This window comes from Rhodococcus sp. D-46 (assembly GCF_011290655.1).
Classification (GTDB): Bacteria; Actinomycetota; Actinomycetes; order Mycobacteriales; family Mycobacteriaceae; genus Rhodococcus_F; species Rhodococcus_F qingshengii.
Map to the genome: position 1 here is coordinate 196548 of NZ_JAANTF010000012.1, position 26901 is coordinate 223448.

At 63.2% G+C, this 26901-nt stretch carries 28 protein-coding genes and 1 pseudogene; 6 read left to right on the plus strand and 23 right to left on the minus strand.

All coding sequences use genetic code 11. From position 1 onward, the window contains the following. Positions 1-23: 23 nt before the first annotated feature. The 3 genes from cysN to G9U53_RS28870 are packed head-to-tail and all read right to left on the minus strand — an operon-like array spanning position 24 to position 3573. Entirely contained in the window at positions 24-1925 is a 1902-nt protein-coding gene (gene cysN, locus G9U53_RS28860) for a sulfate adenylyltransferase subunit CysN (RefSeq protein WP_007735300.1), read from the minus strand. Next, entirely contained in the window at positions 1925-2830 is a 906-nt protein-coding gene (gene cysD, locus G9U53_RS28865) for a sulfate adenylyltransferase subunit CysD (protein WP_019744365.1), read from the minus strand. Before cysD ends, cysN begins: the two co-directional genes overlap by 1 nt. After that, positions 2827-3573 carry a 3'(2'),5'-bisphosphate nucleotidase CysQ gene (locus G9U53_RS28870; RefSeq protein ID WP_064074197.1) on the minus strand — a complete coding sequence of 249 codons (747 nt, stop codon included), beginning with the start codon at positions 3571-3573 and terminating at the stop codon, positions 2827-2829. The genes cysD and G9U53_RS28870 overlap by 4 nt, the downstream gene beginning before the upstream one ends. Before the next feature lie 254 nt (positions 3574-3827). Here G9U53_RS28870 and G9U53_RS28875 point away from each other — a divergent pair, with 254 nt between their 5' ends. After that, a complete protein-coding gene (locus tag G9U53_RS28875) occupies positions 3828-4439 on the plus strand; it encodes a TetR/AcrR family transcriptional regulator (RefSeq protein ID WP_003942004.1) in 612 nt (203 codons plus the stop codon). A 12-nt stretch (positions 4440-4451) separates the two neighbouring features. On the opposite strand, the gene G9U53_RS28880 is transcribed toward G9U53_RS28875, so the two are convergent. From G9U53_RS28880 to G9U53_RS28935, 12 genes and pseudogenes are all read right to left on the minus strand, one after another. After that, positions 4452-4733, minus strand: a complete 282-nt coding sequence (locus G9U53_RS28880) for a metal-sensitive transcriptional regulator (protein WP_003942012.1) — start codon at positions 4731-4733, stop codon at positions 4452-4454. 31 nt (positions 4734-4764) lie between these two features. Then, positions 4765-5037 carry a hypothetical protein gene (locus G9U53_RS28885; RefSeq protein ID WP_007735305.1) on the minus strand — a complete coding sequence of 91 codons (273 nt, stop codon included), beginning with the start codon at positions 5035-5037 and terminating at the stop codon, positions 4765-4767. After that, positions 5030-5545, minus strand: a complete 516-nt coding sequence (locus tag G9U53_RS28890) for a hypothetical protein (RefSeq protein ID WP_003941872.1) — start codon at positions 5543-5545, stop codon at positions 5030-5032. The genes G9U53_RS28885 and G9U53_RS28890 overlap by 8 nt, the downstream gene beginning before the upstream one ends. Next, complete coding sequence (locus tag G9U53_RS28895) at positions 5538-5975, minus strand: hypothetical protein (RefSeq protein ID WP_003942066.1); 438 nt, start codon at positions 5973-5975, stop codon at positions 5538-5540. Before G9U53_RS28895 ends, G9U53_RS28890 begins: the two co-directional genes overlap by 8 nt. 15 nt (positions 5976-5990) lie before the next feature. After that, positions 5991-6146 carry a hypothetical protein gene (locus G9U53_RS28900; RefSeq protein WP_003941930.1) on the minus strand — a complete coding sequence of 52 codons (156 nt, stop codon included), beginning with the start codon at positions 6144-6146 and terminating at the stop codon, positions 5991-5993. 57 nt (positions 6147-6203) lie between these two features. Further along, on the minus strand, positions 6204-6866 hold the full coding sequence (locus G9U53_RS28905) for a hypothetical protein (protein ID WP_007735307.1): 663 nt from the start codon (positions 6864-6866) through the stop codon (positions 6204-6206). Positions 6867-6915: 49 nt separating this feature from the next. Further along, a complete protein-coding gene (gene hemB, locus G9U53_RS28910; RefSeq protein ID WP_075832649.1) occupies positions 6916-7890 on the minus strand; it encodes a porphobilinogen synthase in 975 nt (324 codons plus the stop codon). A gap of 75 nt (positions 7891-7965) precedes the next feature. Next, on the minus strand, positions 7966-9528 hold the full coding sequence (locus tag G9U53_RS28915; protein WP_165639687.1) for a bifunctional uroporphyrinogen-III C-methyltransferase/uroporphyrinogen-III synthase: 1563 nt from the start codon (positions 9526-9528) through the stop codon (positions 7966-7968). A gap of 60 nt (positions 9529-9588) precedes the next feature. Further along, the gene (gene hemC, locus G9U53_RS28920) at positions 9589-10563 is read right to left on the minus strand and encodes a hydroxymethylbilane synthase (RefSeq protein ID WP_007735311.1); all 975 of its coding nucleotides are present in this window, start codon (positions 10561-10563) and stop codon (positions 9589-9591) included. 35 nt (positions 10564-10598) lie between these two features. Further along, positions 10599-11921 (minus strand): annotated as a pseudogene (locus G9U53_RS28925) (glutamyl-tRNA reductase); the annotation flags it as partial. Beyond that, positions 11918-12805 carry a redox-sensing transcriptional repressor Rex gene (locus G9U53_RS28930; protein WP_007735314.1) on the minus strand — a complete coding sequence of 296 codons (888 nt, stop codon included), beginning with the start codon at positions 12803-12805 and terminating at the stop codon, positions 11918-11920. The pseudogene G9U53_RS28925 and the gene G9U53_RS28930, both read right to left, overlap by 4 nt. A 140-nt stretch (positions 12806-12945) precedes the next feature. Then, positions 12946-13206 carry a glutaredoxin family protein gene (locus tag G9U53_RS28935; protein WP_003941953.1) on the minus strand — a complete coding sequence of 87 codons (261 nt, stop codon included), beginning with the start codon at positions 13204-13206 and terminating at the stop codon, positions 12946-12948. Positions 13207-13406: 200 nt separating this feature from the next. Between G9U53_RS28935 and G9U53_RS28940 the strand changes: the two genes are divergently transcribed. Next, positions 13407-14402 carry an HAD-IB family hydrolase gene (locus G9U53_RS28940; protein WP_020968932.1) on the plus strand — a complete coding sequence of 332 codons (996 nt, stop codon included), beginning with the start codon at positions 13407-13409 and terminating at the stop codon, positions 14400-14402. Positions 14403-14441: 39 nt separating this feature from the next. Here G9U53_RS28940 and G9U53_RS28945 read toward each other — a convergent pair whose 3' ends face one another. The 7 genes from G9U53_RS28945 to G9U53_RS28975 form a co-directional block, all read right to left on the minus strand. Then, positions 14442-15479 (minus strand): lysophospholipid acyltransferase family protein, encoded by a 1038-nt coding sequence (locus G9U53_RS28945; protein WP_042923247.1) that lies wholly within the window; start codon positions 15477-15479, stop codon positions 14442-14444. After that, entirely contained in the window at positions 15476-16609 is a 1134-nt protein-coding gene (locus G9U53_RS28950) for an NAD-dependent epimerase/dehydratase family protein (RefSeq protein WP_064074199.1), read from the minus strand. Before G9U53_RS28950 ends, G9U53_RS28945 begins: the two co-directional genes overlap by 4 nt. Before the next feature lie 217 nt (positions 16610-16826). Next, complete coding sequence (locus G9U53_RS28955) at positions 16827-16928, minus strand: AURKAIP1/COX24 domain-containing protein (protein WP_003402602.1); 102 nt, start codon at positions 16926-16928, stop codon at positions 16827-16829. Between the two features lie 244 nt (positions 16929-17172). Further along, the gene (locus G9U53_RS28960; RefSeq protein WP_263284141.1) at positions 17173-17385 is read right to left on the minus strand and encodes a helix-turn-helix domain-containing protein; all 213 of its coding nucleotides are present in this window, start codon (positions 17383-17385) and stop codon (positions 17173-17175) included. Between the two features lie 150 nt (positions 17386-17535). Next, a complete protein-coding gene (gene proC, locus G9U53_RS28965) occupies positions 17536-18351 on the minus strand; it encodes a pyrroline-5-carboxylate reductase (protein WP_003941923.1) in 816 nt (271 codons plus the stop codon). 34 nt (positions 18352-18385) lie between these two features. Beyond that, entirely contained in the window at positions 18386-19231 is an 846-nt protein-coding gene (locus G9U53_RS28970) for a thioesterase family protein (protein WP_165639688.1), read from the minus strand. Further along, entirely contained in the window at positions 19228-19866 is a 639-nt protein-coding gene (locus G9U53_RS28975; RefSeq protein ID WP_042453006.1) for a MerR family transcriptional regulator, read from the minus strand. The genes G9U53_RS28970 and G9U53_RS28975 overlap by 4 nt, the downstream gene beginning before the upstream one ends. A 150-nt stretch (positions 19867-20016) precedes the next feature. On the opposite strand from G9U53_RS28975, the gene G9U53_RS28980 reads away from it, so the two are divergent. From G9U53_RS28980 to G9U53_RS28995, 4 genes are all read left to right on the plus strand, one after another. Beyond that, on the plus strand, positions 20017-20640 hold the full coding sequence (locus G9U53_RS28980; protein ID WP_003942051.1) for a TetR/AcrR family transcriptional regulator: 624 nt from the start codon (positions 20017-20019) through the stop codon (positions 20638-20640). 155 nt (positions 20641-20795) lie between these two features. Further along, the gene (locus G9U53_RS28985; RefSeq protein ID WP_058038153.1) at positions 20796-22262 is read left to right on the plus strand and encodes a wax ester/triacylglycerol synthase domain-containing protein; all 1467 of its coding nucleotides are present in this window, start codon (positions 20796-20798) and stop codon (positions 22260-22262) included. Between the two features lie 3 nt (positions 22263-22265). Then, positions 22266-24602, plus strand: a complete 2337-nt coding sequence (locus tag G9U53_RS28990) for a glycerol-3-phosphate 1-O-acyltransferase (protein ID WP_007735324.1) — start codon at positions 22266-22268, stop codon at positions 24600-24602. Beyond that, a complete protein-coding gene (locus G9U53_RS28995; RefSeq protein ID WP_003941905.1) occupies positions 24599-26032 on the plus strand; it encodes an HAD-IB family hydrolase in 1434 nt (477 codons plus the stop codon). Before G9U53_RS28990 ends, G9U53_RS28995 begins: the two co-directional genes overlap by 4 nt. Here the strand turns inward: G9U53_RS28995 and G9U53_RS29000 are convergent. Beyond that, entirely contained in the window at positions 26012-26896 is an 885-nt protein-coding gene (locus G9U53_RS29000; RefSeq protein WP_042923251.1) for a sugar phosphate isomerase/epimerase, read from the minus strand. The two genes, G9U53_RS28995 and G9U53_RS29000, sit on opposite strands and share 21 nt — an antisense overlap. Positions 26897-26901 lie beyond the last annotated feature (5 nt).

Genomic DNA, 26901 nt, shown 5'->3' on the forward strand with positions numbered 1-26901 from the left:
GATGCTCCTCGTGTTCAGGCGGATCAAGAAATGGTTCCGCGGGCGCGGAGATGGTCGACGATCGCGATCGCAGCGTCCTCGGTCGTCGTGACACTGGTGTCGATGTGAATGTCAGGGTTCTGCGGCGGTTCGTACGGCGAATCGATGCCGGTGAAGTTCACCAACTCGCCCCGTCGAGCCTTCTTGTACAGCCCCTTGGGATCTCGCTCCTCTGCGACGGCAAGCGCGGTGTCGACGAAGATTTCGACGAACTGTTCGTCGCCGATCAATTCGCGGGCGGCATGACGCTCGGCCTCGAACGGTGAAATGAAGGACGCGAGCACGATCAGACCGGCGTCCGCCATCAGTCGGGTGACCTCGGTGACGCGACGGATGTTCTCGACGCGGTCGGCTTCGGTGAATCCGAGGTCTCGATTCAGCCCGTGACGGACGTTGTCTCCGTCGAGGAGGTAGGTGTGCGCGCCGAGTGCGTGCAGTTGACGCTCGACATCGTTCGCGATGGTCGACTTTCCCGAACCGGAGAGACCGGTGAACCACAGAACTGCGGGTTGGTGTCCCTTGAGCCTGGTGTGCGCGGCCTCGTCGACGTCGACGGATTGCCAGTGAATGTTGTCCGATCGACGCAGCGAGTGCGTGATCATGCCCGCACCGACAGTGCCGTTGGTGAGGCGGTCGATGAGGATGAAGCTACCGGTGTCACGGTTGCCGACGTACGGGTCGAACGGGACCGGTCGATCGAAACTGAGGTTGCACACACCGATTTCGTTGAGCGCGAGAGTAGTCGTTGCGGTCTTCTCGAGAGTGTTGACGTTGATCTTGTGTTTCGGTTTGGTGATGCGCGCAGTGACTGTGACGGTACCGATCTGGCACAGGAACGGCCGTTCGGGCAGCATGGGAGCCTCACCCATCCAGACGATGCAGGCCTCGAACTGATCGGCTACGGCCGGCGGATTGTCGCCGATGGACAGCACATCACCGCGACTGATGTCGATCTCGTCGGCGAGCGTGATGGTGACCGAGCGGCCCGCACCGGCAACGTCGAGGTCGCCACCCATGGTCACGATGCGCTCGACTGTGGACGTCTTTCCACTGGGGAGCACGCGGATGGGATCTCCGGGAGATACGGTGCCTGAAACGATCTGGCCGGAGAATCCGCGGAAGTCGAGGTCCGGCCGGTTGACCCACTGCACCGGCATCCGGAACGGAGCCGCGGCGGCAGCATCGTCGATGTCCACGCTTTCGAGATGCTCGATCAGGCTTGGTCCGGAATACCACGGGGTATTCGCACTGCGCTCGGTGAGATTGTCACCCATGTATGCCGACATCGGGATGGCGACGAACCCGTCCAGACCGATCTCGTGAGCGAACTCTGCGTAATCCGCGGTAATGGCATCGAAGACCTCTTGCGAGTAGTCGACGAGGTCGAGCTTGTTCACGGCAAGCACCACGTGCTTGATCCCCAGCAACGACACCAGATACGAGTGCCGGCGGGTCTGAGTCAGTATCCCCTTGCGGGAATCGACAAGGATCACAGCAAGATCGGCGGTCGACGCGCCCGTCACCATGTTTCGGGTGTACTGCTCGTGCCCCGGAGTATCGGCGACGACGAACTTGCGTCGCTCGGTCGTGAAGTAGCGATAGGCGACGTCGATCGTGATGCCCTGCTCACGTTCGGCGGCGAGACCGTCGACCAGGAGCGCGAAATCGAGCCCCTCCCCCTGGGTTCCGCTCTTGCGCGAATCGGCTTCGAGCGCCGTCAACTGGTCGTCGAAGACGAGTTTCGATTCGTAGAGCAGACGGCCGATCAAGGTGCTCTTGCCGTCGTCGACGCTGCCGCACGTGATGAATCGCAGCATGCTCTTGTTCGCATGACGTTCGAGGTACGCCTCGATGTCGTCAGCGATCAGATCCGAGGAAACAGTCATCAGAAGTACCCCTCTTGCTTCTTCTTCTCCATCGACGCACTGGAGTCGTGGTCGATGACCCGTCCCTGGCGTTCGGAAGTGGTGGTGAGCAACATTTCCGAGATGATCTCGGTCAGGCTCGTGGCGGTCGATTCGACGGCTCCGGTCAGCGGGTAGCAGCCGAGGGTGCGGAAACGAACGCTCTTGAGTTCCGGAGTCTCTCCCGGCAGCAACGGCATCCGGTCGTCGTCGACCATGATCAGCGCACCGTCCCGCTCGACGACGGGCCGCTTGTCGGCAAAATACAGCGGAACGATCGGAATCTCTTCCTGGCGTATGTATTCCCACACATCCAGCTCGGTCCAGTTCGAGAGAGGGAAGACGCGCAGGCTCTCGCCCGGCGCTTTGCGGACGTTGTACATCCGCCACAGTTCCGGTCGCTGCTGCTTGGGATCCCAACGGTGCGCAGCTGATCGGATCGAGAAGATGCGTTCCTTGGCGCGGGATTTTTCTTCGTCACGTCGGGCGCCGCCGAATGCAGCGTCGAACTTGTAGTGATCGAGGGCTTGTTTGAGGCCTTCGGTCTTCCACATATCGGTATGGACGGCCGAGCCGTGAGTGAACGGGTTGATCCCCTGCTTCACGCAGTCCGGGTTGGTGTGGACGATCAGATCGAGATCGCCTGCAGCAGCGGTACTGTCACGAAGTTTGTACATTTCACGGAACTTCCACGTGGTATCGACGTGCAGAAGCGGAAACGGCAGCTTCGACGGATAGAAGGCCTTGCGCGCCAGATGCAGCATCACGGCGGAGTCCTTGCCCACCGAGTACAACATCACCGGGTTCTCGCTCTGGGCAACAGCTTCACGCATGATGTGAATGCTCTCGGCTTCGAGTCGTTCGAGGTGCGTCAGTGTCGCGGTCATCGGCCCAGTTCCTCCAGTGCTTTCGGGGCGAGTTCTGGTCGGCAGATCAGCAGATCCGGCAACCACGGGTTTTCCTGGTTGTAGCGCAGTTCGCTGCCATCGATACGCGAAACATGCAGTCCCGCAGCACGTGCGACAGCAACGGGCGCCGCCGAATCCCACTCGTACTGTCCGCCCGCATGTGCATAGATGTCTGCCTCACCCGAGACGACCGCCATTGCTTTGGCTCCGGCGGATCCCATTTCGATCAACTCCGCGCCCATCGAGTCGGCCATGCGCATGACCGGTTCCGGACGACGCGTCCGCGATACGACGACTCGAACCGGCGTCGCGGCATCCCGTTCGGTTCGATCATCGCTGCTCGAATAGGTGACGCCAAGGGCAGGCATTGCGACCGCACCTGTTGTGAGGACACCGTTTTCGGTCAGTGCAACATGAACGGCCCAGTCCGGTCGTCCGGCCTCGCCGTACTCACGGGTGCCGTCGAGAGGGTCGACGATCCACACCCGATCCGCAGCCAGCCTCGCGAGGTCGTCAGCCCCTTCCTCCGACAGCACTGCATCCGCAGGAAAGCGTCGGGCAAGTTCGGCGACGATGAATTCATGACTGAGCCGATCGGCCGCGTTCTTGAAAGTCGCGACATCACCGTCGTTTTCGCCGAGGGATTTCCGATGGTCGAGCAGAAGTTCTCCAGCCGCAGCGGCGATGTCGATCGCCGCGCGTTCATCGTTAGTGCGTGTCATAGGTACTCCACAACTGTGTAGACCTCCCGATCGATACGGGAAGAAAGGTCAGGCAGACCGCAGAGTGTCCAGCGCTTTGCACTGGCCTCGATGTGGTCTGCGCCATACCGTAACACCAGAATGAACGATGTTCATTCTATTTCGAACAATGTTCATTCTATGATCTGAGTCACATCGAATTCTGGGCGGCGTTCGACAACGAACAGTGTTCGATGTGAATTGAGGATGCCGACCACCGCGACTACGGTGATCAAATGAGCAGTACCAGCAGCAAGTCGATCTACGGCGACGCCGAAGTGCGTCGACGCCGAACTCTCGACGCGGCGATCTCGCTTCTGGACGAAGGAGGCTACTCCGCGCTCACGATCCGCGCTGTCGCCAAACGAGCCGGCACCAGTACTGGCCTGATCTACCAGTACTTCGTCGACAAGCAGGACATCTTCGCCGCCCTCCTCAGCGAAAGTCAGCTGGAAATGGCGGACTTCGTGAACTCGCTCCCCCGCGAGCAGGGACTGAGCGCCTTACTCGAGTCCATGATTTCCGAGTTTGCTCGGCACTGGGCACGGGTGGGTCGACTCACCACCACTTGGCGCGACATCGAAGGCATGGCCGGGTCCGACCGAGAAAGCATGCGGGAACTTCACGCATCCGTAGCGGTCTACAACTCGGCATTGATTCGCGCGCTCACCGAATCTGCTGCAGCCGAAGGGAGCCGGTTGATCGACGACCCCGCGTTGATCCATCTCGTGCTCTCCGGACTCAAAGGCCTGTCGGACACCATCGTCATCAACATCGCCAAAGAAGTCACACCCGAGTACTTCGTGAGCTTCTCCGCCCGGGCGCTCGCGCGGTCCATCACGGAGTGACGGACCGACACCTTACGAACGAACGAGGCGAGCGATGGCCGCCTGAGCTTCCTTGATCTTGACGTCCGCTTCCGGACCACCCTGCTTGGCAGCTTCAACGACGCAACCCGCAAGGTGGGCGTCGAGAAGCTTCAGGGACACGGACTGCAACGCGCTCGTCGCGGCGGATACCTGGGTGAGCACGTCGATGCAGTACCGGTCGTCTGCGACCATGCGTGAAATTCCGGCTACCTGACCTTCGATACGACGAAGGCGCTTGAGCAGATCGTCCTGCTCGGGGCTGTAACTACTCATACCGCAACTATACCCCCTACCCGTATGAGGGCTACTGCGATGCGACGAAGCCCACCCGGACGCGGCGCACGACATCGATGGCCATCAGCCCCGCAACCAGAATCGACAACCCGGCGCCCGAGATCCAGAGACCGTCGTAGTGCGTGCTCTCGAACGGTGGAGCGCCCTCCAGTATCGGTCCGAAGTCGGACGTCGTCGTACCCGCTCGCCAGCACACGACCGCCAGAATCGTTGCGGCGACGATACCGAGTACACCGATCCACGTCTTCACGTCGACACGCGGGGATGGCTGTGGCTCAGTCATCGGCAGACCCGTCCGGTTCGACACCAACCACAACGACCTGACTCAACGCCTCGCGCAGTGCCTGATCGTCCTTTGCCCACGCCCGCACCAATCCCCCGGTGGTCAAACGTAAGCCGATACCGTGCCGACGCCTGGGCACTCCGGACAGCTCACCGAGCGCGCGTGCCGTTTCCCACGGTTCCATTTCGTCCTCGTAGGCAGCGTCGTCGGACTCCGGGAACACCTCGGCGATCTCGGTGATCGGCACCTCTTCGGTTCCCTGACGCAACGTGGTCGCGGTCAGAAGTACGCTCGCGTGCCGCCGTGCTGCGATCACCTGCACGTAGACCAATCCGGTGAGGATCACGGCGAACATCGCCAGACCGAACCAATGCACCACCGGGCCCGTGAACAGTTCGATGACCAAGGCGATCAGGCAGAAGATCGGACCGAACGCGATGGCCCACCACCGAGAACCCGGTTCGTAGTACAGAACGTCCGGGCCGATTTCCGGCGCGCGATCAGCCACGGGCAAACCAACTTCGGGTGGTGTCGCGGTAGATCGCGACGCAGGCACAGATCAGCATGACGGGAACAACCAGCGCGAGCACGGTACTGATCCCGGCGACGACCAGCGCGATCTGCAGCACCGCGAACACTCCGGACACGATCACCAGGATCCGTCGGCACAACGCCCGTCCGGCGCGAGTGGGACCGGCGAGGCCGCCGATCGCGAGGCCGGTCAACAGCAGAACCAGCCCGGACACCCGCACGAAGGTGACGTAGATGTCGATGTTTCCGGCCGAAACGCCTTGATCGGTGAACTGCTCACGCAACGAATACGAAGCGCTGGTGACATTGATCAGGCCGAAGAGTATGAGCAGGAACGCGCTGGCGATCCACAGCCAGAATGCTGCCTCGACAGCCGTCGGGCGCCTGACCTTCGTAGAGATACTCACGGGTTCAAGTGTGCGCTATCCGCTGACGATGCCCGGAATCATGAGCATCAGGAGTGTCACCAGAACAGAGGCTCCGAGGATCGCGAACAAGATCACTTCGGTGCGTGAACCACGTTGGCGCAGTGGCGCGTCGTGGGTGCTTTCCGTACGCAGGGCCTCCTGAGAACTCATCGCGTCCGACCTCTCCCCTACTACTTCAGTGACCCGTTTCACAGTACCCCGAGCTACCTACCGGTTCCCCGCCGGGGGGAAACGAAGAAAGTACGGATTGGACTCTTTTCGGTGCATCATCACGATCGCCCCGACAGCAGCAACTGCCTGCAGGATTTCCGCTCCGCCGAACAGCAGAGTGGCCGCGCCGCCGTCTCCGCCGAGCCCGAAGATCACCGGGATCGCGGAGACCAGCATGAAGACGCCACAGAACGTCAGCAACATTCGAGCCCAGTTCCTGCCGCGACTCATCGCGCGCACGAACAGAAGGAACACCGCGGTGACGATCACGACCAAAACCGCAGAGAACACGATGACCAGTGGGAACATGCCCTCCACGTCGGAACGCGTCAGACCGGCGTCGACAGCTGCCTGATTTCTGAGCATCTCGTCGACGAACATCGACTTCTGCCCGAGCAGCATCCAGATCATCGCGCCGCCCTGGACCAACCCCAGCGCCGTCACAGCCCACCACAACTGAATCGCAGTCACGACGTCCGTCGGCGGCTCGGGTTTCGGCGCAGGTCCCGGGTATCCGTTGTAACCGGGGCCGTATCCCGGGATCTGACCCGTCGGCATCGGTCCGAGTTCGCGGTACGGCTGATTCTCGAACGGCTGGTTCTCGTAGGGAGGTTCCCGGCGGGGCGGTTCCTGGCGCGACGGCGGCCACTGCTCGGTCATGACACCAGCGTATCGGTCGATACCGGCGCAGCCACCATGCGTGACTCCGTCACAGCCATCCGGCAACTTCCGACGCCCAGTACGTGAGGACCACGTCGGCACCGGCGCGGCGAATGCTGATGAGCGATTCGAGAATCGCCGCGTCCCGATCGATCCACCCGTTCTGCGCGGCCGCAGTGATCATCGAGTACTCCCCCGAGATCTGGTACGCAGCGACCGGAACCGGGGACCGGTCGGCGGTCTCACGCAGAATGTCCAGGTAGGACATTGCAGGCTTGACCATCACCATGTCGGCGCCCTCGGCGACGTCGAGGTCTACCTCGCGCATCGACTCGCGGCGATTGGCGCCGTCCTGCTGATACGTACGACGGTCGCCTTGCAGTGAGGATCCGACGGCTTCACGGAACGGCCCGTAGAACGCTGACGCATATTTCGCGGCATAGGCGAGCTGACCGACATCGACATACCCCGAAGCATCGAGTGCACCGCGGATCGCAGCCACCTGACCGTCCATCATGCCGCTGGGACCGAGCAGGTGCGCACCCGATTCAGCTTGTGCGAGAGCCATTTCGACGTATCGGATCAAGGTCGCGTCGTTGTCGACAGCGCCGCCGGCAGTCAACACGCCGCAGTGGCCGTGATCGGTGAACTCGTCGAGGCAGGTATCGGCCATGATGACCGTCGAATCGCCGAGTTCGTTTGCCAGAGCGCGCAATCCGACGTTGAGGATTCCGTCGGGATCGGAGGCACCGGACCCCTGGGGATCCTTGTCCTCCGCCTTCGGGACACCGAACAGCATCAGGCCACCGACGCCGGCTTCCACCGCTTCCACCGCTGCGGACCGCAGCGAATCGAGAGTGTGCTGGAAAACGCCTGGCATGGAACTGATCTCACGCGGTGCGTCGATGCCGTCGGCGACGAACATCGGCAAAACGAGGTGCCGGGGTTCGAGCGAGGTCTCTGCCACGAGTCGCCGGAGCGCAGGAGTGCGCCGGAGCCGGCGAGGGCGATGAGTGGGAAACACGAGAAGTAGCCCTCCTTCGTCGGAACCTGTGAGCGGTTGAGGAGTCCACAGACTCCTCAACCACTCACGGGTGCGCTAGCGCCTTCGAGACTTCTTGCGCGGGGGCGGCAAAGCACCTTCGGCGCGCAGACGAGCAGCATGCTCGGCGAGAGCCTCCACCAGCGGTCCCACCTGCGAGGTCTCGGGCTGCACGTCGACGCGCAGACCGAACTCGATAGCGGTTTCGGCCGTCTTCGGGCCGATGCACGCGACCAACGTGCGGGCGTGCGGCTTGCCGGCGATGCCGACGAGGTTGCGCACGGTCGAGGACGAGGTGAAGCAGACGGCGTCGAATCCACCGGTCTTGATCATCTCGCGGGTCTCGGCCGGCGGCGGCGCTGCCCGGACGGTGCGGTAGGCGGTGACGTCGTCGATCTCCCAACCGCGTTCGCGCAGGCCCTCTGCGAGGGTTTCGGTCGCAATGTCCGCCCGCGGCAACAGAACCCGGTTGACCGGATCGAAAACGTCGTCGTACGGGGCGAATTCGGCCAACAGGCCTTCGCTGGACTGCTCACCGGTCGGGATCAGCTCGGGGTTGATGCCGAACGAGCGCACCTTGGCTGCGGTTGCTTCACCGATGCAGGCGATCTTCACACCGGAGAAGGCGCGAGCGTCGAGGCCGAACTCTTCGAACTTCTCCCACACTGCGCGAACAGCATTGGTGGAAGTGAAGACGACCCACTGGTAGCGACCGTCGACGAGTCCCTTGACCGAACGCTCCATCTGAGCCGGGCTGCGAGGCGGCTCGACGGCGATGGTCGGAACCTCGATCGGGATCGCTCCGTGAGTGACCAGACGGTCGCTCATCTCGCCGGCCTGATCCTTGGTGCGCGGCACGAGGACGGTCCAGCCGTACAGAGCGCGCGATTCCCACCACGACATCTTGTTGCGCTGCGCGACAACCTTGCCGACGGTGACGATGAGCGAGCCCACCAGTTCGGATCCGGCTTCGTTGAGCGTCGCGAGAGTTGCCTCGACGGTTCGCTGCTGACGAGTGGTACCGCGGACGGTGATCGCAGCAGGCGTCTGCGGGGCCAAGCCGTTCTCGACCAGCGCGCTGGCGGTCTCGGCGAGATGTCCGGACGTCGCGTGCAGGACAAGCGGTCCCGGTGCAGCGGCCAGAGCAGCCCAGTCGACTTCACCGCGAACGTCGGCCTCGGTGTGACCCGAGCCGAGCGCCATGCCGGCGTAGCTCGGCACAGCCGAACCGGAAGGCAGACCCGGGAGAACCTCGAACTGAACCTGCGTACGGGCGACTGCGGTGACCTCTGCGATCACGGAATCCGTGGTCAGCGGGTCGCCGGAGACCAGACGCACGACGTCGTGGCCGTTCTTGGCCTCGTGCACCAATGTCTTTGCAACCTCGGCAGGCTCGCCGAGTGCCGGACGCACGTCCGCGATCAGCTCGCCGGTCTCCTCGTCGCGGCCCATGTCGATGCCGACGAGTGAGACGACGCCCTTGTCGACATCCGGATCGGTGAATGCCATTGCGGCGCCGGTGAGGACGTCACGTGCGCGAACGGTGAGCAGGGCGGGGTCGCCCGGTCCCGATCCCACGAACAGGATCCGTCCGGGAGTGTTCTTTCGGACTCGGGTCATCGGTGATTCTCCAGTGCGCTGTATCGAAATGGGAACTTGGTGCAAGTGCAAAGTGGGGCGTCAAACATCGGCTGCCTCGCCTGTAGTCACGTTCATCAACTCTCGGGCGCCGAGTTCGAGTAACTCGCGCGCTACCGCTCGGCCGAGTTCCTCGGCCTTGTCCGGCGCACCCACTGCGCCGGTACGGATGACGTCCGAACCGTCGATGGCGGCTGCGCAGCCGCGTACCGACAGTTCGTCGAAGATTCTGCCGTCGTCGTCGAGGGATTCGACGATCTCCGCGATCGCTCCCACCGGAGCGGTGCAGCCGGCTTCCAACTCGGCGAGCAGGGCGCGCTCGGCAGTAACTGCCGCCCGGGTACCCGCGTCGTCGTGCTCGGCGAGGATCGCCGCCAATTCCACATTGGCAGAAAGGCATTCGACGGCCAGAGCACCCTGCGCCGGAGCGGGGAGCATCTGCACGGGCTCGATGTTCTCGGTGATGAGATCGAGCAGACCGATACGAGACAGGCCGGCGCGAGCGAGGATCACGGCGTCGAGTTCACCGGATTCGACCTTGCCGAGACGGCGCTGCAGGTTGCCCCGCAACGGCACGATGTCGAGGCCGAGACCGAGTGCCTTCAGCTGCGAAACACGGCGCGGCGCCGAGGTTCCCACCTTGGAACCGGCCGGAAGCTCCCCGAGGACCAGACCGTCACGGGCGACCAGCGCGTCACGCGGATCTTCGCGTGGCGGAATCGCCGCGATGACGAAACGCGGGTCCTGCGCGGTCGGTAAGTCCTTGTAGGAATGCACCGCAACGTCGACGCGGTTGTCCAGCAAGGCTTCTCGAAGCTCTGCCGTGAACACTCCGACGCCGATCTTCTGGACGGGATCGGTGGACTGGTCGCCCTTGGTCTTGATGATGACCAACTCGGCGGGATGTCCGGCCGCAATGAGGGCATCGCGCACGGTACCGGCTTGCGTGGTCGCGAGAAGACTTCCGCGAGTGCCGATCCGCAGCGGGCTCCCCGATCGAGGGGTGGTGACGCTCATGCCTGCAGGTCCCTTCCAGTGCGGTCGCCGTCCACCAGATCGGTGGGTGTGGCCACGGCCGCGGGAGATCCGGGGCTGAGTTCGAAGAGTTCGCGCAGCGCTGCTGCGTAGGAGTCGCCGCCGGGGGCCGACGCCAGTTGCTTGACGCGCACGGTCGGGGCGTGGAGCAGCTTGTCCACGACGCGTCGCACGGTGCGTGCAACCTCGTCGCGCTGCGGATCGTCCAGGCCGGGCAGACGCGAATCGAGTCGCATCAGTTCGGCTTCGACGACGTCGGCGGCGCGCTGACGCAAAGCCGTCACGGTCGGAGTGACCTCCGCGAGGCGCTGTCCGGCAAGGTAGGTCGCAAGCTCGCCGGCGACGATGGTGCGTGCGGCATCTGCGTCAGAGGCGGCGGCGCCTGCCGCTGGATCACGCTGCAGCGTCTCCATGTCGAGAACGGTCACACCCGGCAGGCCGGCGACGGCGGGATCGATGTCGCGCGGCAGCCCGAGGTCGCAGATGACGAGGTGCTTGGTGTTGTCGCGATCGGGCTCGGCGAGTGCGCGGTGCACATCCGCCAGGGTGACCACTGCCCCGACCGCGCCGGTACAGGTGACCATGACATCTGCCTGCGCCATCGCGGCCGAAAGCTGATCGAAGGCAACACCGTCGGCGTCGACGCCGTTGGAGCGTGCCGTCTCTGCCAGGTGCTCGGCGCGTTCCTGTGTCCGGTTGACGACGACGATGCGTGCGATTCCGGCGCGGGTGAGATGCGCAACCGACAGACCGCCCATCGAGCCTGCACCGACAACCACGGCAGTGCGGCCGACCAGGCCGCCCTCACCGATGATGCCCGCTGCACGATCGAGAGCCACCGACACGACTGATGCTCCGGCGGAGTCGATTCCGGTTTCGGAATGCACTCGCTTGCCGACGCGCAGTGCCTGCTGAGCCAGTTCGTGGACGACGCGTCCGGCGGCCTGCTGCGCATCCGAAGATGCGTAGGCCGAACGGATCTGGCCGAGGATCTGCTGTTCGCCGATCACCATGGAATCGAGGCCGCTGGCCACCGCGAAGAGGTGCTCGACGGCTGCTTCGCTGTAGCGGACGTACGCGTGAGCGTGCAACGCTGTCAGGTCGAGACCCGAATGGTCGGCCAGGATTTCACCGACCTCGGTGAGTGCACCGTGGAACGCGTCCACCACCGCGTAGACCTCCACCCGGTTACAGGTGGAGACGATCATCGCTTCGGAGATGTGCGAAGACGCCAGAAGCTTGTCGATCAGCTTCGGACGATCGGTGTCGGTGACAGCTACTCGCTCGAGCACCGGGACGGGCGCGGTTCGATGCGAGACCCCGACAAGCAGAACACTCACGGCGCGATCACTGATCCGTTTCTTGTCGAACCTGCTCCGACCGGAGCGGGTGAACTGGTGGATGGGACTGACGAAGCGGATGCGGCGTGAGCCACTCGTACTCGCGGCGCGCTGGATGCCTGATCGGCATTGCGCGCACTGTTGAAGGAGAGAACCTGCATCTCGACGGCTAGATCTACACGTCGCAGTTCCACGTGATCGGGAACGTCGAGGGCGATCGGCGAAAAACTCATGATGCAGCGCAGCCCGGCGCTGACGAACTGGTCGCACACGCCCTGAGCTGCCTCGTCCGGTGTGGAGATGACGCCGATGGTCGCATTCAGTTCACGGCAGGCGACGGTCAGTTCCTCGGTGCTGCGCACGACGAGATCCCCGACTCTGCTTCCGATTCGATCTGCATCACTGTCGAAGAGTCCGACCATCTCGAAACCGCGGCGGCTGAATCCGCCGTAGCCGACCAGCGCCTTGCCGAGGTTTCCGACTCCGACGAGAACGACCTTGTGCCCACGATCGAGTCCGAGTGCACGCTCGATGCGGATGCGGAGCCTGTTGACGTCGTACCCGACGCCGCGGACACCGTTGGGTCCGAGGAACGACAGATCCTTACGCAACTTCGCTGATCCGACACCTGACGCCTGCGCGAGTTCCTCGCTCGAGACGATGGAGGTACCCCGGTCGGACATCACTCCGAGGACCCGCAGGTATGCGGCCAAGCGCGTCACCGTAGCCTGGGGGATGACGCGATCCTGAGCGATCGGGTCGGTAACCGAGGCGCTGGAAGCGTCGGTGACGGAAGAGCCCGCAGCGCCGGTGACGCGCTGAGCCACAGGCTCATGCGTCTGGTGCGGTTCGGTCACGTCGCTGGCTCCTCGTCCGGTCGACACGACTGTCGACCTCCACGATGCTCCGGGGGAATGTTCACACCACGGTAACCGCTTGTGAACCCATGCACAAAGTTGCTCGAGACGGGTTCGATGTGCCGTTCACCTGCAAAGCGGCTCCGCGGACAACTTTGAGGGTTGCCTTACTTGCGTAAATCGTCACGAAGGCGCTCCTCGTCGACTTCCCAGTAACCGTGCTCGCGTCCGTCGAGAAGAATGACGGGCAATCTGTCTCCGTACTCCGCTCTCAGCTCTGGATCCGTCGCGGCAGCTTCGTCCACGTCGATGCACGTCAATTCCAGCTCGAACTCGGAACAGACCCGTCGCAGGACCTCCGCCGCGCCGACGCAGGACGCGCATCCTGCGCGTGTCAACAGGGTCACTTCATGCGTAGCTGCAGTCATCGACGCATACCTTTCTTCTACGGGGATGCCATCTACTTGATCGGTCGAGTGTGCCTCCGGAGCCCCACTCGGTGCCAAATCGGCGGAGAGGAACGTCACACACCACAGGGAAGGTCACCATCCAACCCATCGGGCCTCATCGCGGAGGATAGGCTGACTCGAAGAGTTCTCTGCTCGAGAATGCAACACGGGAGGTGCGGGTGCCTGCGCGATCACTACCGAACGGCTCCGGATTCGGATCAGGGCTTGCCGGGGTCATTCTCCCCGGACGTCGCCATGTGAAGAATCCGCTGGGCCCGAGTGAGTCGGAAGTTCGAGCCAATCTCGCCGGCGAGGCGAGCGCTGACGCAGCTCTGGCATTGCACGAAGCTGCCAACCCCACAGAACCGGAAACCGGCGAAGAGCCCCCGGCCGTTCCGCGCGACCTCACGGCCGCCGCATTCTTCGACGTCGACAACACCATGGTGCAGGGTGCGTCGATCATCCACTTCGCCCGTGGTCTCGCTGCACGAAAGTATCTCAAGACCTCGGATCTGGTGGATTTCGCGTGGAAGCAGATCAAGTTCCGAGTCACCGGCCGAGAAAGTAGTGACGACGTCGCCGAAGGCCGCGAGAAAGCACTGTCCTTCGTGGCCGGTCGATCCACCGCCGAACTCGCCCGCCTCGGCGAGGAGATCTACGACGAGGTCATCGCCGACAAGATCTGGCCAGGCACGAGGGCGTTGGCCCAGATGCACCTCGACGCCGGACAACAGGTGTGGTTGGTGACGGCAACTCCGGTCGAACTGGCTCAGGTCATCGCCGAGAAACTGGGATTGACCGGCGCCTTGGGCACTGTCGCCGAGAGTGAGGACGGCGTCTTCACCGGCCGACTCGTCGGCGACATCCTGCACGGCATGGGCAAGGCGCACGCCGTACGGACGTTGGCGGTGCGTGAAGGACTCAATCTCAAGCGCTGTTCCGCCTACTCCGACAGCCACAACGACGTTCCGATGCTCTCGTTGGTGGGGACACCGGTGGCGATCAATCCCGACGCAGATCTTCGTGAACTCGCGAAGAACCGCGGGTGGGAAGTTCGCGATTTCCGCACCGGACGAAAGGCCGCCAAGATCGGCGTACCGACGGCGCTGGTGCTCGGAGCGGTCGGCGGGGCGCTCGCGGCAATTCTCGCCAGGCGCAAAGAACAGAACGCCTGAGCGGGTTCGGTCCGGATCGAGCAGCGATCCGGACCGAACTCAGCCGAGAAAGACGTTGCGGCGCTTGGCCAACAGTCGATACAGCGTCTGCTGAATGGTTTCCCGGACGTGGTCCGTGACCTCGAACAGGACCATCGGATCGTCGGCGGCACCGCTCTCGAAGGTGTCGGTGACGATGGGCTTTCCGAACTCGATGTACCACTTCGACGGCAACGGAACCAGGCCGAGCGGCCCGAAGTGCGGAAACAGCGGTGTCACCGGGAAATACGGAAGACCGAGAACGCGTGCGAGTGTGGTGAGATCACCGATTTTGGGATAGATCTCCTCCGAACCCACGATCGAGCACGGAATGATCGGAACACCGGTTCGCATTGCGGCCGACACGAAGCCACCGCGCCCGAACCGCTGCAACTTGTACCGCTCACTGAACGGTTTCCCGATGCCCTTGAATCCTTCCGGGAACACGGCCGCGACTTCACCGTCGTTGAGCAGACGCTCGGCGTCGGGGTTGCAGGCCAACGTATGACCGGCTTTGCGCGCCAGTCCACCCACCACTGGCATCTCGAATGCCATGTCCGCAGCCAACATTCGCAGTGGACGATGCGCTGGATGGTGATCGTGCACGGCAACCGACGTCATCAGTCCGTCGATCGGGATCACACCGGCGTGGTTGGCGACCACAAGCGCTCCCCCGGTGAGGGGAATGTTCTCGATCCCACTGACCTCGACGCGAAACCACTTCTCGAACAACGGGCGCAACATCGGCATGACGACGTTGTCCGCGAAATGCGGGTCGAACCCGAACTCGTCGACCTCGTAGTCGCCGGACACCCGACGTCGGAAGAATTCTGCTGCCGAGGCGATCTGGTCGACGATCGCCGACCTGGCCGAATCGACGAACGTGCTCTCACCGCCGTGGTCGGCCGCCGAGGACACTCCGGACGGATGCCGGCGCTCACTTTGTTCACGGATGTCACGCTCTGCACCGGTGACGGACTCACGCGAACGGGAAGTTGCCGACTTTCCGGTGTGAGTTGCGCTGGGCCGCAGGGGAATTACCTTCGCCACGTCAGTCACCCCTTCACCGCACTTCGTCCCGACAGCGGCATGTGCATCACATCTGCACTTGTTGCCGCCGCGGCGGCGTCACCGCCGAGAATGGTGGTCAACGCATTCTCCGCCCGATCGATCCACTCGGACTTGATGATCCGGCGCGTCTGCATCGCACGCATGAAATCGTCGAGTGCTTGCATGGTGGTCCATCGCGGCTCGAACCCCAGCTCGCTGCGCATGCGAGTGGTGTCGAGTCCGCAGCCGAACCGGAAGTACTCGAGTTGCTCGTCGGTGTACAGCCTCATGGACGACCCCACCAACGCGCTCCCGACGCTGCGGAACAGAGCGAGCGGCATGGGAACTTCCACCCTGCCTGCCCGGCGGATCGCCTGCGACATCATGACCACTCCGTCGCCGGCGATGTTGTACGTACCCGAAGCGTGTCCGATGGTCGCCTTCTCCAGCGCCGCGAGGGCATCCTCGACGTGGAGCAATTGCAGGCGCGCGTTGCGCCCGACGATGGTGGGCACGAGTGGGGCGGTGACGTAGTGCCCGACGGTTGCAGTCAGCTGAGGTCCGATCAACGGCGCCAACCGCAGAATCCCGACCGAGATGTCCGGGCGCCGACGCCCCATTCCACGGAGGTATCCCTCGATCTCGAGGCTGTCGCGGGCATATCCGCCCGGCGGCCGGCGGCGCGCACTCATTTCTTCGGTGAACTGAGCGGGATCCTTGGCACTGCACCCGTAGACGACCGAAGCCGAGCGCAGGATCACCTTGCGAACCGTCGGCGCTTTCTGGCAGACCGCGAACAGTTGCATGGCGCCGATGACGTTCATGTCCTTCATCGCGGCGCGGCTGCCGGCTTTGGGGGCTTTCTGAAGCGTCGACGCGTGCACGACGGTGTCGACCTCGGCGTTTCGGATCACTTTGCCGATCAGCGGATTGCGGATGTCTGCTCGCACGAATTCCGCGCGGCCCATTCTGCGCATCATGTCCTTGCTCGGACTGACGGCGTCGACGGCGATGACACGCTCGATCGACGGATTCTGCGCAAGCCTGGTCACCAGGTAGCCGCCGAGAAATCTGCTCGCCCCGGTCACCAGTACGACGCGAGGCGTCGTGCCCCCTGAAGTGTTGTCACCTTCAACCACCAAGTACCCCCATATCCAGTAGAAACGCGCTCTGCCGAAGCGTCCCTCCCGCGATTTTCCCCCACTTTACGGGCAGAGGGGGTCCCGCGCTGACTACCCAAATTTCGGCCATTCAAGACAAACCGCCCAGCCAATGAGACGTGGCACACATCGCTTCCCCCCGAATATGTTGATGCCCGCCACCCCGGAAGGGGTGGCGGGCATCAACAGGTACTGCTTATTTACCGAGTTTCCTGCGCTGTACTCGGGTACGACGAAGCAGCTTGCGGTGCTTCTTCTTCGACATGCGCTTGCGACGCTTCTTGATCACTGAACCCATAGCGGGTGTCCCTCACGTTCTTCTCTAGCGTTCCTGCGCACGCCGGTCACGTACGCCTGCGCCAAGCAATTGGCGCCTGGCCCTCGTTTTAACTAGCTCAGCGCCTTACGACACCAGCTTGCTGGTACGACAGTGACTCATCGTACCGGTGTGGAGTCACTCGGCATAAACCGAGCCTCCGGCACAGCAACCGCTGTGCCCGCGACTCGGCTCACGCCGAGGTCATCCTCTTCGAACCGGCTGGTCAGCCGGCATCGAAGTACGAGGTTTCGAGGTAATCGTGTACTGCCTTCGCATGTACACGGAACGAACGGCCCACTCGTACAGCAGGCAATTCGCCACTGTGTACCAACCGGTACACAGTCATTTTCGACACCCTCATCAAAGTTGCTACCTCAGCAACAGTGAGGAATTGCGTGCCGGCCACTGCCGGCTTTCCGTCGTGGGACGAACCCATGGACGGCTTGTTTGCAGACACCATTAATCCACATACCTCCAGCACGACTCGCGCCGCCGGCTTCCCCTCCGGCGGAACAGACACGTACGTACTAAGTCGAGCTTAGCTGTACTGGTGGGGTTAAAGCGACGGGTGTGGCTAAACGGACGACTAATCCGCAGCTGCACCCATCGCGGCCGAGCGCGACTTGGCGGCATCCAAGGCATCGAAGAACGCCGTCCGCAGGCCGCCCGCTTCGAGCTGACGCAGTGCCGCAGCCGTCGTTCCGCCCGGTGACGTCACCGCGGCGCGAAGATCCGTCGCGCTGTCGCCGGTGCGATCGAGCATCGCTGCGGAACCGACCATCGTCTGCACCACCAATTCGGTAGCGACCGGGCGCGTCAGGCCGAGACCGACTCCCGCGTCGATCATCGCTTCGGCGACCAGAAAGAAGTAGGCCGGGCCGGAACCGGAGACAGCCGTGACCGCGTCGATCTGCGATTCGGGAACCGTGACCACCTTGCCGACGCTGCCGAGGATGCCGCGTACGAGCTCGAGATGCTCGGCCTTGACGTGCCGTCCGGGCGAGAGCACGCTCACGCCCTCCCCGACCAACATGGGGGTGTTCGGCATGACGCGGATGACCGGGAACCCTGCGGGCAGACGCGTTTCGAAGAATCCCGTGGGGATTCCCGCCGCAAGGGAAACGATCAATTGTTCGAGGTCGCCGTCCAGATCGACCTTCGTCAACGCCGTGAGCGCTGACTCGACGTCGTTCGGCTTCACCGCGATGACGATGACGTCCGCACCCTCGGCGGCATCGGCGACCGTGCTGACGCGGATGGAGTATTCGGCGATCAATTCGTCTGCGCGAGGCTGATATTGCTCGGCGACGACCAGATCCTTGATGGCGTGGCCGGCCTGCAACAGCCCGGAGATCAGCGCCTCGCCGATCTTGCCGCCACCGATAATCGCAATTCTTGTCATGGCGAACAGCCTGCCACGACCGCAGCGATCGACCCTAGCGGGGCATCATCGCCAATTGACGACTCTGGACGACGACTGCGCCCGTCGAATCGAGAACAGCATGATCCTCTTCGAACCACGTGCTGCCCAGAACATCCGAGCTCGCCCGCACGCGAAGCCATCCCGGCGTCGGCAGGCGGCGCAGGTACGTCGTCAACTGCACGGTCGGCGCCCACCCGAACAGGCCGCGGTTCATCGTCACCGGCGCGCTGATGTCACCCGCCATGATCGCGAACAGCACAGCGGTGTCGAGGTCGTTTTCGTCCTCGGGTCGAGGACGGACCCACATCCTGACCTCGGCCTCGCCTTGGCTGCCAGTCAGGAAGTGCGCCGAGGTGGTGTCGATTCGCATGTCGCAACCCTGACCGACATGCACGACCTGCGCCATCGGGTGATCGCCGATGACTGCCACCGCACTCTCCGGCGGTTCCGGTGACATGTCGTCGATCGACGAGGCCGTGACGAAGGTGGGGTCGCCGTCATCGGGGAATCCGAGCGTGACCGCCGCGCGAACAGCGCTGCGGCCCGCCTGGCTCAACTCGACGTCGCACAACGCGACCTGGCGTCCCTGCTTTCGGACGATCACCTCCAGTTCGACTTCACCCGGATCTGGGGCCGACAGATAGTTGGCGCTCACCGCGAGTGGCTGCATCTTCAGAAGCGAGTCGTTCTCACCTGCGCCGTCTCGCAGACATCGACGCGCGGCAGCGGCGCACACAGCCATCATGGAGCCGCCGTGCACTTTCGGCCCGATGGTCCAGATCGAATCGATCGTTGCGGTGTATCGCCCGTCGCCGAGCGAGGTGAGGCGATTGAGATCTTGAAAGGGACTGGTGCTCATCGATTTTCCTGTTCGGTGCTTTCTCGGTGTTGCGGGAAATGTCGTGCGGCCAAATCTTGGTGCGCCAGGCGTCGCAAAGCTGTCAGGACGGGTTCGTACATGGCGGTTCCGAGGACCGCATAGCGAATGCCGTCCTCGGTCGAACTGGTAGGCATCAGCTCGATTTCCACTTCGGCAATCCCTCGGATGTGGTCGCCGTAGGCGCGCAGGCGCTCGTCCGAGAGACTCAGTCCTGCATCCTCGAGGCCGATCAGTGCCCGCTCGAGGTGCGCGACCGCCACGTACCTCGGCTCGAAAACCTGACCGAGAAACTCCAGAACCTTGCGAGCTCTGGGGAACTCTGGATCCGGTTCAGGTTCGACGTACGGGGGTAGTTGCGCGATTGCGCGGCCGAAAGTCTCGAATTCGGATCGCTCGTCAGTGTCCACCAGTTCGAGCACCGCGCGAATCCGTGGAATCGCGAGTCCCGCCCCGGCCAGGGCCCTGATCAACGCGAGTCGCCGGACGTGCTGTTCGCCGTACCTCGCTCCCGTTGCGCTGGTCGGCTCACCAGGCATCAGCAGACCTTCACGGAGGTAGTACTTGATAGTGGCCAGTGCAACGCCGGACTGTGCGGCCAGTTCGGAAACCTTCACCGCTCCTCCGTCCAACTCGCTCGACCCTTTACTGGATAGTGATGCTATCCAATGGTGGCCGAGCATCGGTAAGGAGGACACGCCTTGCGCTAGGGTTGAACCTTCTTTAGTCACACCACCAGAAATTTCCGAACGGAGCGAACAGGCGGAATGACGGATTTGCAGTCGGAGGCTCAGCCCGACGAACAGTGGCGCATCGTGGAACCACTGACGCTGACTCCCCTGCTCACCGCCGCACTCGAGGTGTTCCACGAACTCGGTTACCACGGAGCGTCGGTTCGTGACATCGCAAAACGTGCCGGTGTCACCGTGCCGACGCTGTATTACCACCACGGCAACAAACAGGGCATCCTCGTCGCGCTGATGGAACCGGGCATCGAGAACGTCACCGCACGCGCGAGCGCTGCGGTCGACGCTGCCGGACCGTCGCCGACGGCACAGTTCGGCAATCTCGTCGAGGCGTGTGTTCTGCACATGACCAGTCGCTCCGACATAGCCTTCCTCGATTCCGAACTGCGATACCTCGAGGACGCGGAACGAAAGAGCTACGCCGCCAAGCGAAAGAAGCTCGAGAACCTACTCGTCGACGTACTGACGGCAGGCGTCGAGAGCGGTGAGTTCACGGTCCCGGACATCACCGGAACGGGCCGTGCGCTACTGGGAATGTGTCAGTCCGTCGTCCTCTGGTATCGACTCGACGGACCGCAGACTCCGCGCGAAGTCAGTGTTCTCTACCGCGAGATAGCCCTGAAAGCCGTCGGCGTCACTTCTTGAGCACTGAACTTCCCGGCATGTCCGATTAGCCCTTAACTGACGAACGTCACACCTGTCGGCTGACACCGAAACCGGGACGCGCCCACGGTCGCGGGTCCACACTTAGAAGCAGAGATGCGCGGGGTGGATCCGCAGACCGAGGGAGTTCTTGACGTATGGCCAACAGCAATCCATTTGTTCCTCCTAGCGCGGTCGACGTCGACCTTTCCGCGGTCGCCTGGGGGGCGAACCGCACGATGTCCGACTTCGAGACTGGAATGTGGCGGATGGAAGAGGCGCAGCCGCAACTGCGCTCACCGATCGTTGCGGTGGAGGTTCTCGATCGTGCCCCGGACTGGGATCGACTTCTCGACGCAGTGGAGTGGGCATCGCACGTGGTTCCGCGTATTCGTATGCGAGCAGTGGAACCGGCAATGCAGCTGGGCAACCCGGTGTGGTCCGTCGATCCCGAGTTCGACATCGGCTACCACCTACGACGCGTCCGCTTACCTGCACCGGCGGACTTCGATCACGCACTGCGCATGTGTCGTCACCTTGCGACGGAACCTTTCGACAAGGCTCGACCGCCGTGGAGCGCGCTGCTCATCGAAGGTCTCGACGACGGTCGCGCCGTGTTCGTGGTCAAGACTCACCACTCCATCACCGACGGCATGGGCGGCATCCAGATGATGACGCTCCTGCACAGCAGACGCCCGGACCCCACTCCGAACAAGCCCGACCGCACACCGCCTGCTCCTGAGCATCTGTCGTCGGTGGGCGCCTTCGGCGAGGAGGTCGTCAGCGAGATCCGGCGTGCGCCCTCGCGTATCGCCAAGCTGGTCCGTGGTGCCACCAATGTTGCGACCACGGCGATCTCGAGTCCGATCACGACTGCTTCCGAGGTCCTCGGTTACGCCAATTCACTCCGCAAGATCGTCACTCCCCCAGCTCGTTCCGGTTCCCCTCTGCTCCACGATCGTGGTCTCGGACGATGGTTCGGAACTCTCGAGGTGGGTGTCCCCGAGCTCAAGGCCGGGGCGAAAGCTGCCGGTGGCTCACTCAACGATGCGTACGTCGCTGCCTTGCTCGGCGGCTTCCGTCGCTACCACGAAGCCTTCGGACAGTCCGTCGACAGCATTCCGATGGGTATGCCGATCAGCATGCGTACGGGCGCAGACGCCAACGGCGGCAACAGGTTTGCAGCCGTTCGCTTCAACGGCCCGGTCTCCGAAACCGATCCGGCCAAACGCATCAGGCAGGTGCGAGAGATCGTTCTGAGTCTGCGTGAGGAACCGGCGTTGGACGCTATCGACGTCGCCGCCCCGATCCTCGCCCGCCTGCCGAATTATCTACTCGCGAACTGGTATCTGTCACAGTCGACGGGTCTGGACCTGCAGGCCAGCAACGTCGCCGGCGTACCGGTACCGGTCTATCTCGCCGGAGCGAAGATCGAGCGGATGTTCCCGTTCGGCCCGGCGCCCGGTTGCGCGGCAATGGCGACACTGGTCTCCCACGTCGGGGTGTGCTGTATCGGAATCAATCTCGACACCGCTGCGATCACAAAACCCGCGCTGCTGATGCAGTGCTTGCAGGAGAGCCTGGACGAGATCGTCGCTCTCGGAGTCACAACGGAAGGTGCGTGAGTCATGAGCGAGAACACGACTAACCCGCGCGTGTACCTCACCGAAACCATGACAGAGGCCGAAGCCGGCGTGCTGCGAAAGTGGCTTGCCGACAAGGCAAGCTCATCCGAAACTCGGCCGGTCACCGTCAACATCACCGACAAGACCCTGGCAGAACTGGCGGCACGGACCGACGACCCGATGCTCGCACCGCTTCGCGTGGTGTGGATTCCGGACACCCATACCAAGCACAACGTCGCGGTGCGACTACGTGATGCGCTGGCACCACGCGATCCTCTCCACCCCGGACGCGGTGCACAACGCAGAACCCTGCGCACCGACCCCTCACGGTGCCAGGTCATCGAAGGTGAACCCGCACCACTGAGCGATCTCGAGCGTCGCCTCGAAAAGAGCGGTGGCGGTTCGCTACCGGAGTTCATCCGACGGCAGGCCGCTCTGGCACTCGAACGCGCCGAATTGGGTCTACTGGGTGGCCAGTACAAGGTGTCACGGTTCGTCGTCGACGAGATCACCGACACCCGCCGATTCGCCACCGAGGTCATGGCTTTGGCCGACCGGTTGAACATCGCCGTCGCCGAAGTCGATCGCCGCGCACGTGAAGCTCTCGAAGAAATGGTTGCCACCCAGAGTCGCCAAGCCATCGCGGTGTGGGATCGCCTGGGCCGCTACTTCGCTCGCGCCTACAAGCTGGACGTGGACACGAGCCGCTTCGAGGAACTCCGTGAGCTGAACAAGGAACACTCACTGGTCTTCCTCCCCAGTCACCGTTCGTACCTCGATCCCCTCGTCCTGCGTCCGGCGTTGATCGCGAACGGCTTGCCGCTCAATCACGTCATGGGCGGCCTCAACATCAGTTTCTGGCCCATGGGCTCGATCCTCAAGCGCAGCGGCACCGTCTTCATTCGTCGAAGCATCGGCAACGACGAGGTCTACAAGTGGTCGATGCACGAGTACATGCGCTATCTGCTGACCAAGCGCTTCAATCTGGAGTGGTACATCGAAGGTGGACGCGGACGTACCGGGAAACTACGCCCGCCGCGCTTCGGTCTCCTGACCTACCTGACCAAGGCATTTCAGGTCAGCGGAGCGTCCGACGTGTACCTCGTCCCGGTTGCGCTGAGCTACGACCAACTCTACGAGGTCGGGGCCATGGCTGCCGAGGCGCTCGGCGCCGAGAAGACACCGGAAGGCCTGCGCTGGATGGTGGGTTACGTACGCGCCCAGGGAAAGCGCAACGGTGTCGCGCACGTGACCATCGGCCGGCCGCTCTCACTCGCGGACGCACTCAGCCAGGAAACCGATCAGCGCCTCGCCATTCAGAAGGCCGGCATCGAGGTGTGTCACCGCATCAACGAGGTCACCCCGGTGACCGTGTCTTCACTGGCGATGTTGGCGTTCCTCGGAATCGAAGACCGGGCGTTGACAGTTCGTGAACTCACCGCGATTCTCACGCCGCTGTTCGGCTACATCACCGCGCGAAATCTTCCGATCGCCGGCGACGTCGAACTGTCCGATCCGCGTGTCATCGAGAAGGCATTGCAGACACACGTCGATTCCGGGGTGCTCGAGCGCTTCGATCGGGGCGGCGAGCAGGTCTTCTACCTCGGCAAGGACCAGCATCTCGTCGCTGCCTTCTACCGCAACAACACGATTCACTTTCTTGTCGTGCGTGCCATCACCGAACTCGTACTTCAGGCAGCCGTCGAAGAGCGGTTCGAGGACCCCATCGGGGACGGGTGGGCAGAGGCCAAGCGCATCCGAGATTTGTTGAAATTCGAGTTCTTCTTCAGTGACCGGGACACGTTCGAGCAGGAGATGCGGACCGAGCTGACGCTGATCGACCCCGAGTGGGAAACCGTCATGGCCGACGACAAACGAACCGAGCACATGATCGAGACGGTTCGCCCGTACCTCGCGCACCGCGTGCTCCAACCGTTCCTCGAGGCGTACCAGGTTGTCGCCGATCAGCTTGTGCTCGCGCCGATTTCGACATCGTTCGACGAAAAGTCGTTCATCAGCAACTGCATCGACGTCGCACATCAGCGTCGACTGCGGCAGCAGATCGCCAGCAACGAATCCGTCTCCGGTGAGTTGTTCGCCACCGCACTGAATTTGGCGCGCAACCGTAACTTGATCGAAGTCGACGACGACGGAGTCCGGGCCCGGCGCCTGGCATTCGCTGCCGAGATCAAGGTTCAGGTCGAGCGCCTGCGTCACCTTCGCGCACTCGCGCATGCACGACTCGATCAGGTGGCGATGCCGGTACCGGACGCCGCTGCGGTAGTGACCATTCCAGAAGCAAACCGAGCGCCCGCCGCGAACGAGGAAGTAGGACTGTGACCGGACTCGAGCGTCTGCACTCCGCCATCGAAGCCGCCCCGCCCGGGCCCGGAACGATCGCCGCCTTCGACCTCGACGGCACCTTGATCAGCGGGTACTCGGCCAGCGTTGTGTACCGAGACCGCCTGCGACGCTTGGATATCAGCGTCGGCGAACTCTTGCGCACCACCGGTGCCGCGATCGACACCCAATTCCGCGGTGCTGACGTCGGAGCACTCATGGACATCGGCGTTCGAGCCTTGGGCGGCCGTACCGTCGAGGAACTGAACGACTGGGGCCGACGGCTGTTCAAGCAGGAAATCGCCGCGATGATCTACCCGGAAGCCCGCGGGCTACTGGCGGCACACCGGCGAGCCGGCCACACGATCGTGATGGCTACGTCGGCGACTCCGTTCCAGGCCAAGTACGTCGCCGAAGATCTCGACATCGAAGACGTGCTGTGCACCGAACCCGAAGTCGTCGACGGCATGCTCACCGGCGAACTGTCTTCGCCCGCACTGTGGGGGCCGGCCAAGGCCAATGCCCTTGCAGGCTATGCCGAGAAGATGGGCGCCGATCTGAAGAACGCGTTTGCGTACTCCAACGGTGTCGAAGACGTCTTCATGCTCGAGGCCGTCGGGCGACCTGTCGCGTTGAATCCCGATCGTGGTCTGGCCAAGATCGCGTTGCGCAATCACTGGCCTTCGGTCAGCCTGCGTAAACCGCAACGAGGCGCAACACCGATCTCCACGATCCGAACGGCGACGGCCATGGGCGCGCTTGCTGCCACCGCCGCCCTCGGTGCGTCGGCAGGCATTGTCACCGGGAACCGTCAACTGGGTGCGAACCTGGTCGGCACGTACGGCCCCGACATCTCGCTCTCACTGCTGGGCATCGACGTCGAGATCGACGGCGAGCACAACGTGTGGGATCACCGCCCGGCGGTGTTCATGTTCAACCATCAGAGTTCCCTGGACATGTTGGTCCTGGGCACCGTGATCAAGCGTGACGTGACCGGCGTCGCGAAGAAGGAAGCGGCAAGCGATCCGCGGTTCATGCCCGTCGGTGCACTGCTCGACGTCGCCTACATCGACCGCACCGACACCACGAAGGCGAAGGCTGCACTGCAACCGGCAGTAGACAAGCTGAAGAATGGTGTCTCGATAGTCATAGCTCCGGAGGGCACCCGTTCTCCGACGCCACGTCTGGGCCCTTTCAAGAAGGGTGGATTCCACTTGGCGATCCAAGCCGGTGTGCCGATCGTGCCCGTGGTGATTCACAACGCGGGTGAACGGATGTGGCGCAATTCGCTTGTCGCCCATCCAGGCCCGGTCTATGTCTCGGTGCTCGATCCCATCTCGACCGAAGGCTGGGAGACCAAAGACCTCGACGCACACGTCGAGAAGGTGCGCGCGCAGTTCGAAGCTGCGCTACTTGCCGGCCACCGCTGAGCGTGCCAGGTGCTCGCGTGCAAACGCGAGCGCCTGCGCCAGCATCGACGACCGCTCCCGCCGGGTGCGCGCGTTCTGCGTGTTGATCTCGATGACTGCCTGGCCGCTGAATTCGCTCGCAGCCAATTGCTGACACAACTCCGCGCACGGCTGTGAGCCATGCCCCGGAATCAGGTGCTCGTCCATCGACGCCCCGCGACCGTCGGCCAGGTGCAGGTGCTCGAGCCCCTTGCCCATGCGGGAGGCCAACTCCAGGGCATCCATGCCCGCCGTCGCGGTGTGCGACAGGTCGAGTGTGTAGTGAGCATGATCGGAATCGGTCGGGTCGTACGACGGACTGAACGCGGACAACGCTGCCCCTGGACCGCCACGTTTACGCAGACGCTCCGCGGACTTGTCCTTGCCGCCGAAGAAGCTGTCGGCGCGCATGGGGAACATGTTCTCCACCGCCACCACGACGCTGCTCTTCGATTCGAGTTCGACAACCTGTTCCGCGAAGCCTTCGGCGTACTTGCGCTGCCACCGGAACGGCGGGTGGACGACCACCGTCGTCGCTCCCAAGGTTTCGGCGGTGCGCACCGAACGCTCGAGCTTCTCGACCGGATCGGAACCCCACACGCGCTGCGAAATCAGCAGACACGGCGCATGCACCGCCTGCACCGGAATGGCGTACTTGCGAACGAGGGCGGCAACAGCACCGATGTCCTGACTCACGGATTCGGCCCACACCATCAGTTCGACACCGTCGTATCCGAGATCAGCGGCGTAGCGAAATGCTGCTTCCGTGTTCTCCGGATATACCGAAGCCGTCGACAGGCCGACGGCTATCGGCCGACGAACCATGCGCTGCGATCCCCCGATCATCGTCC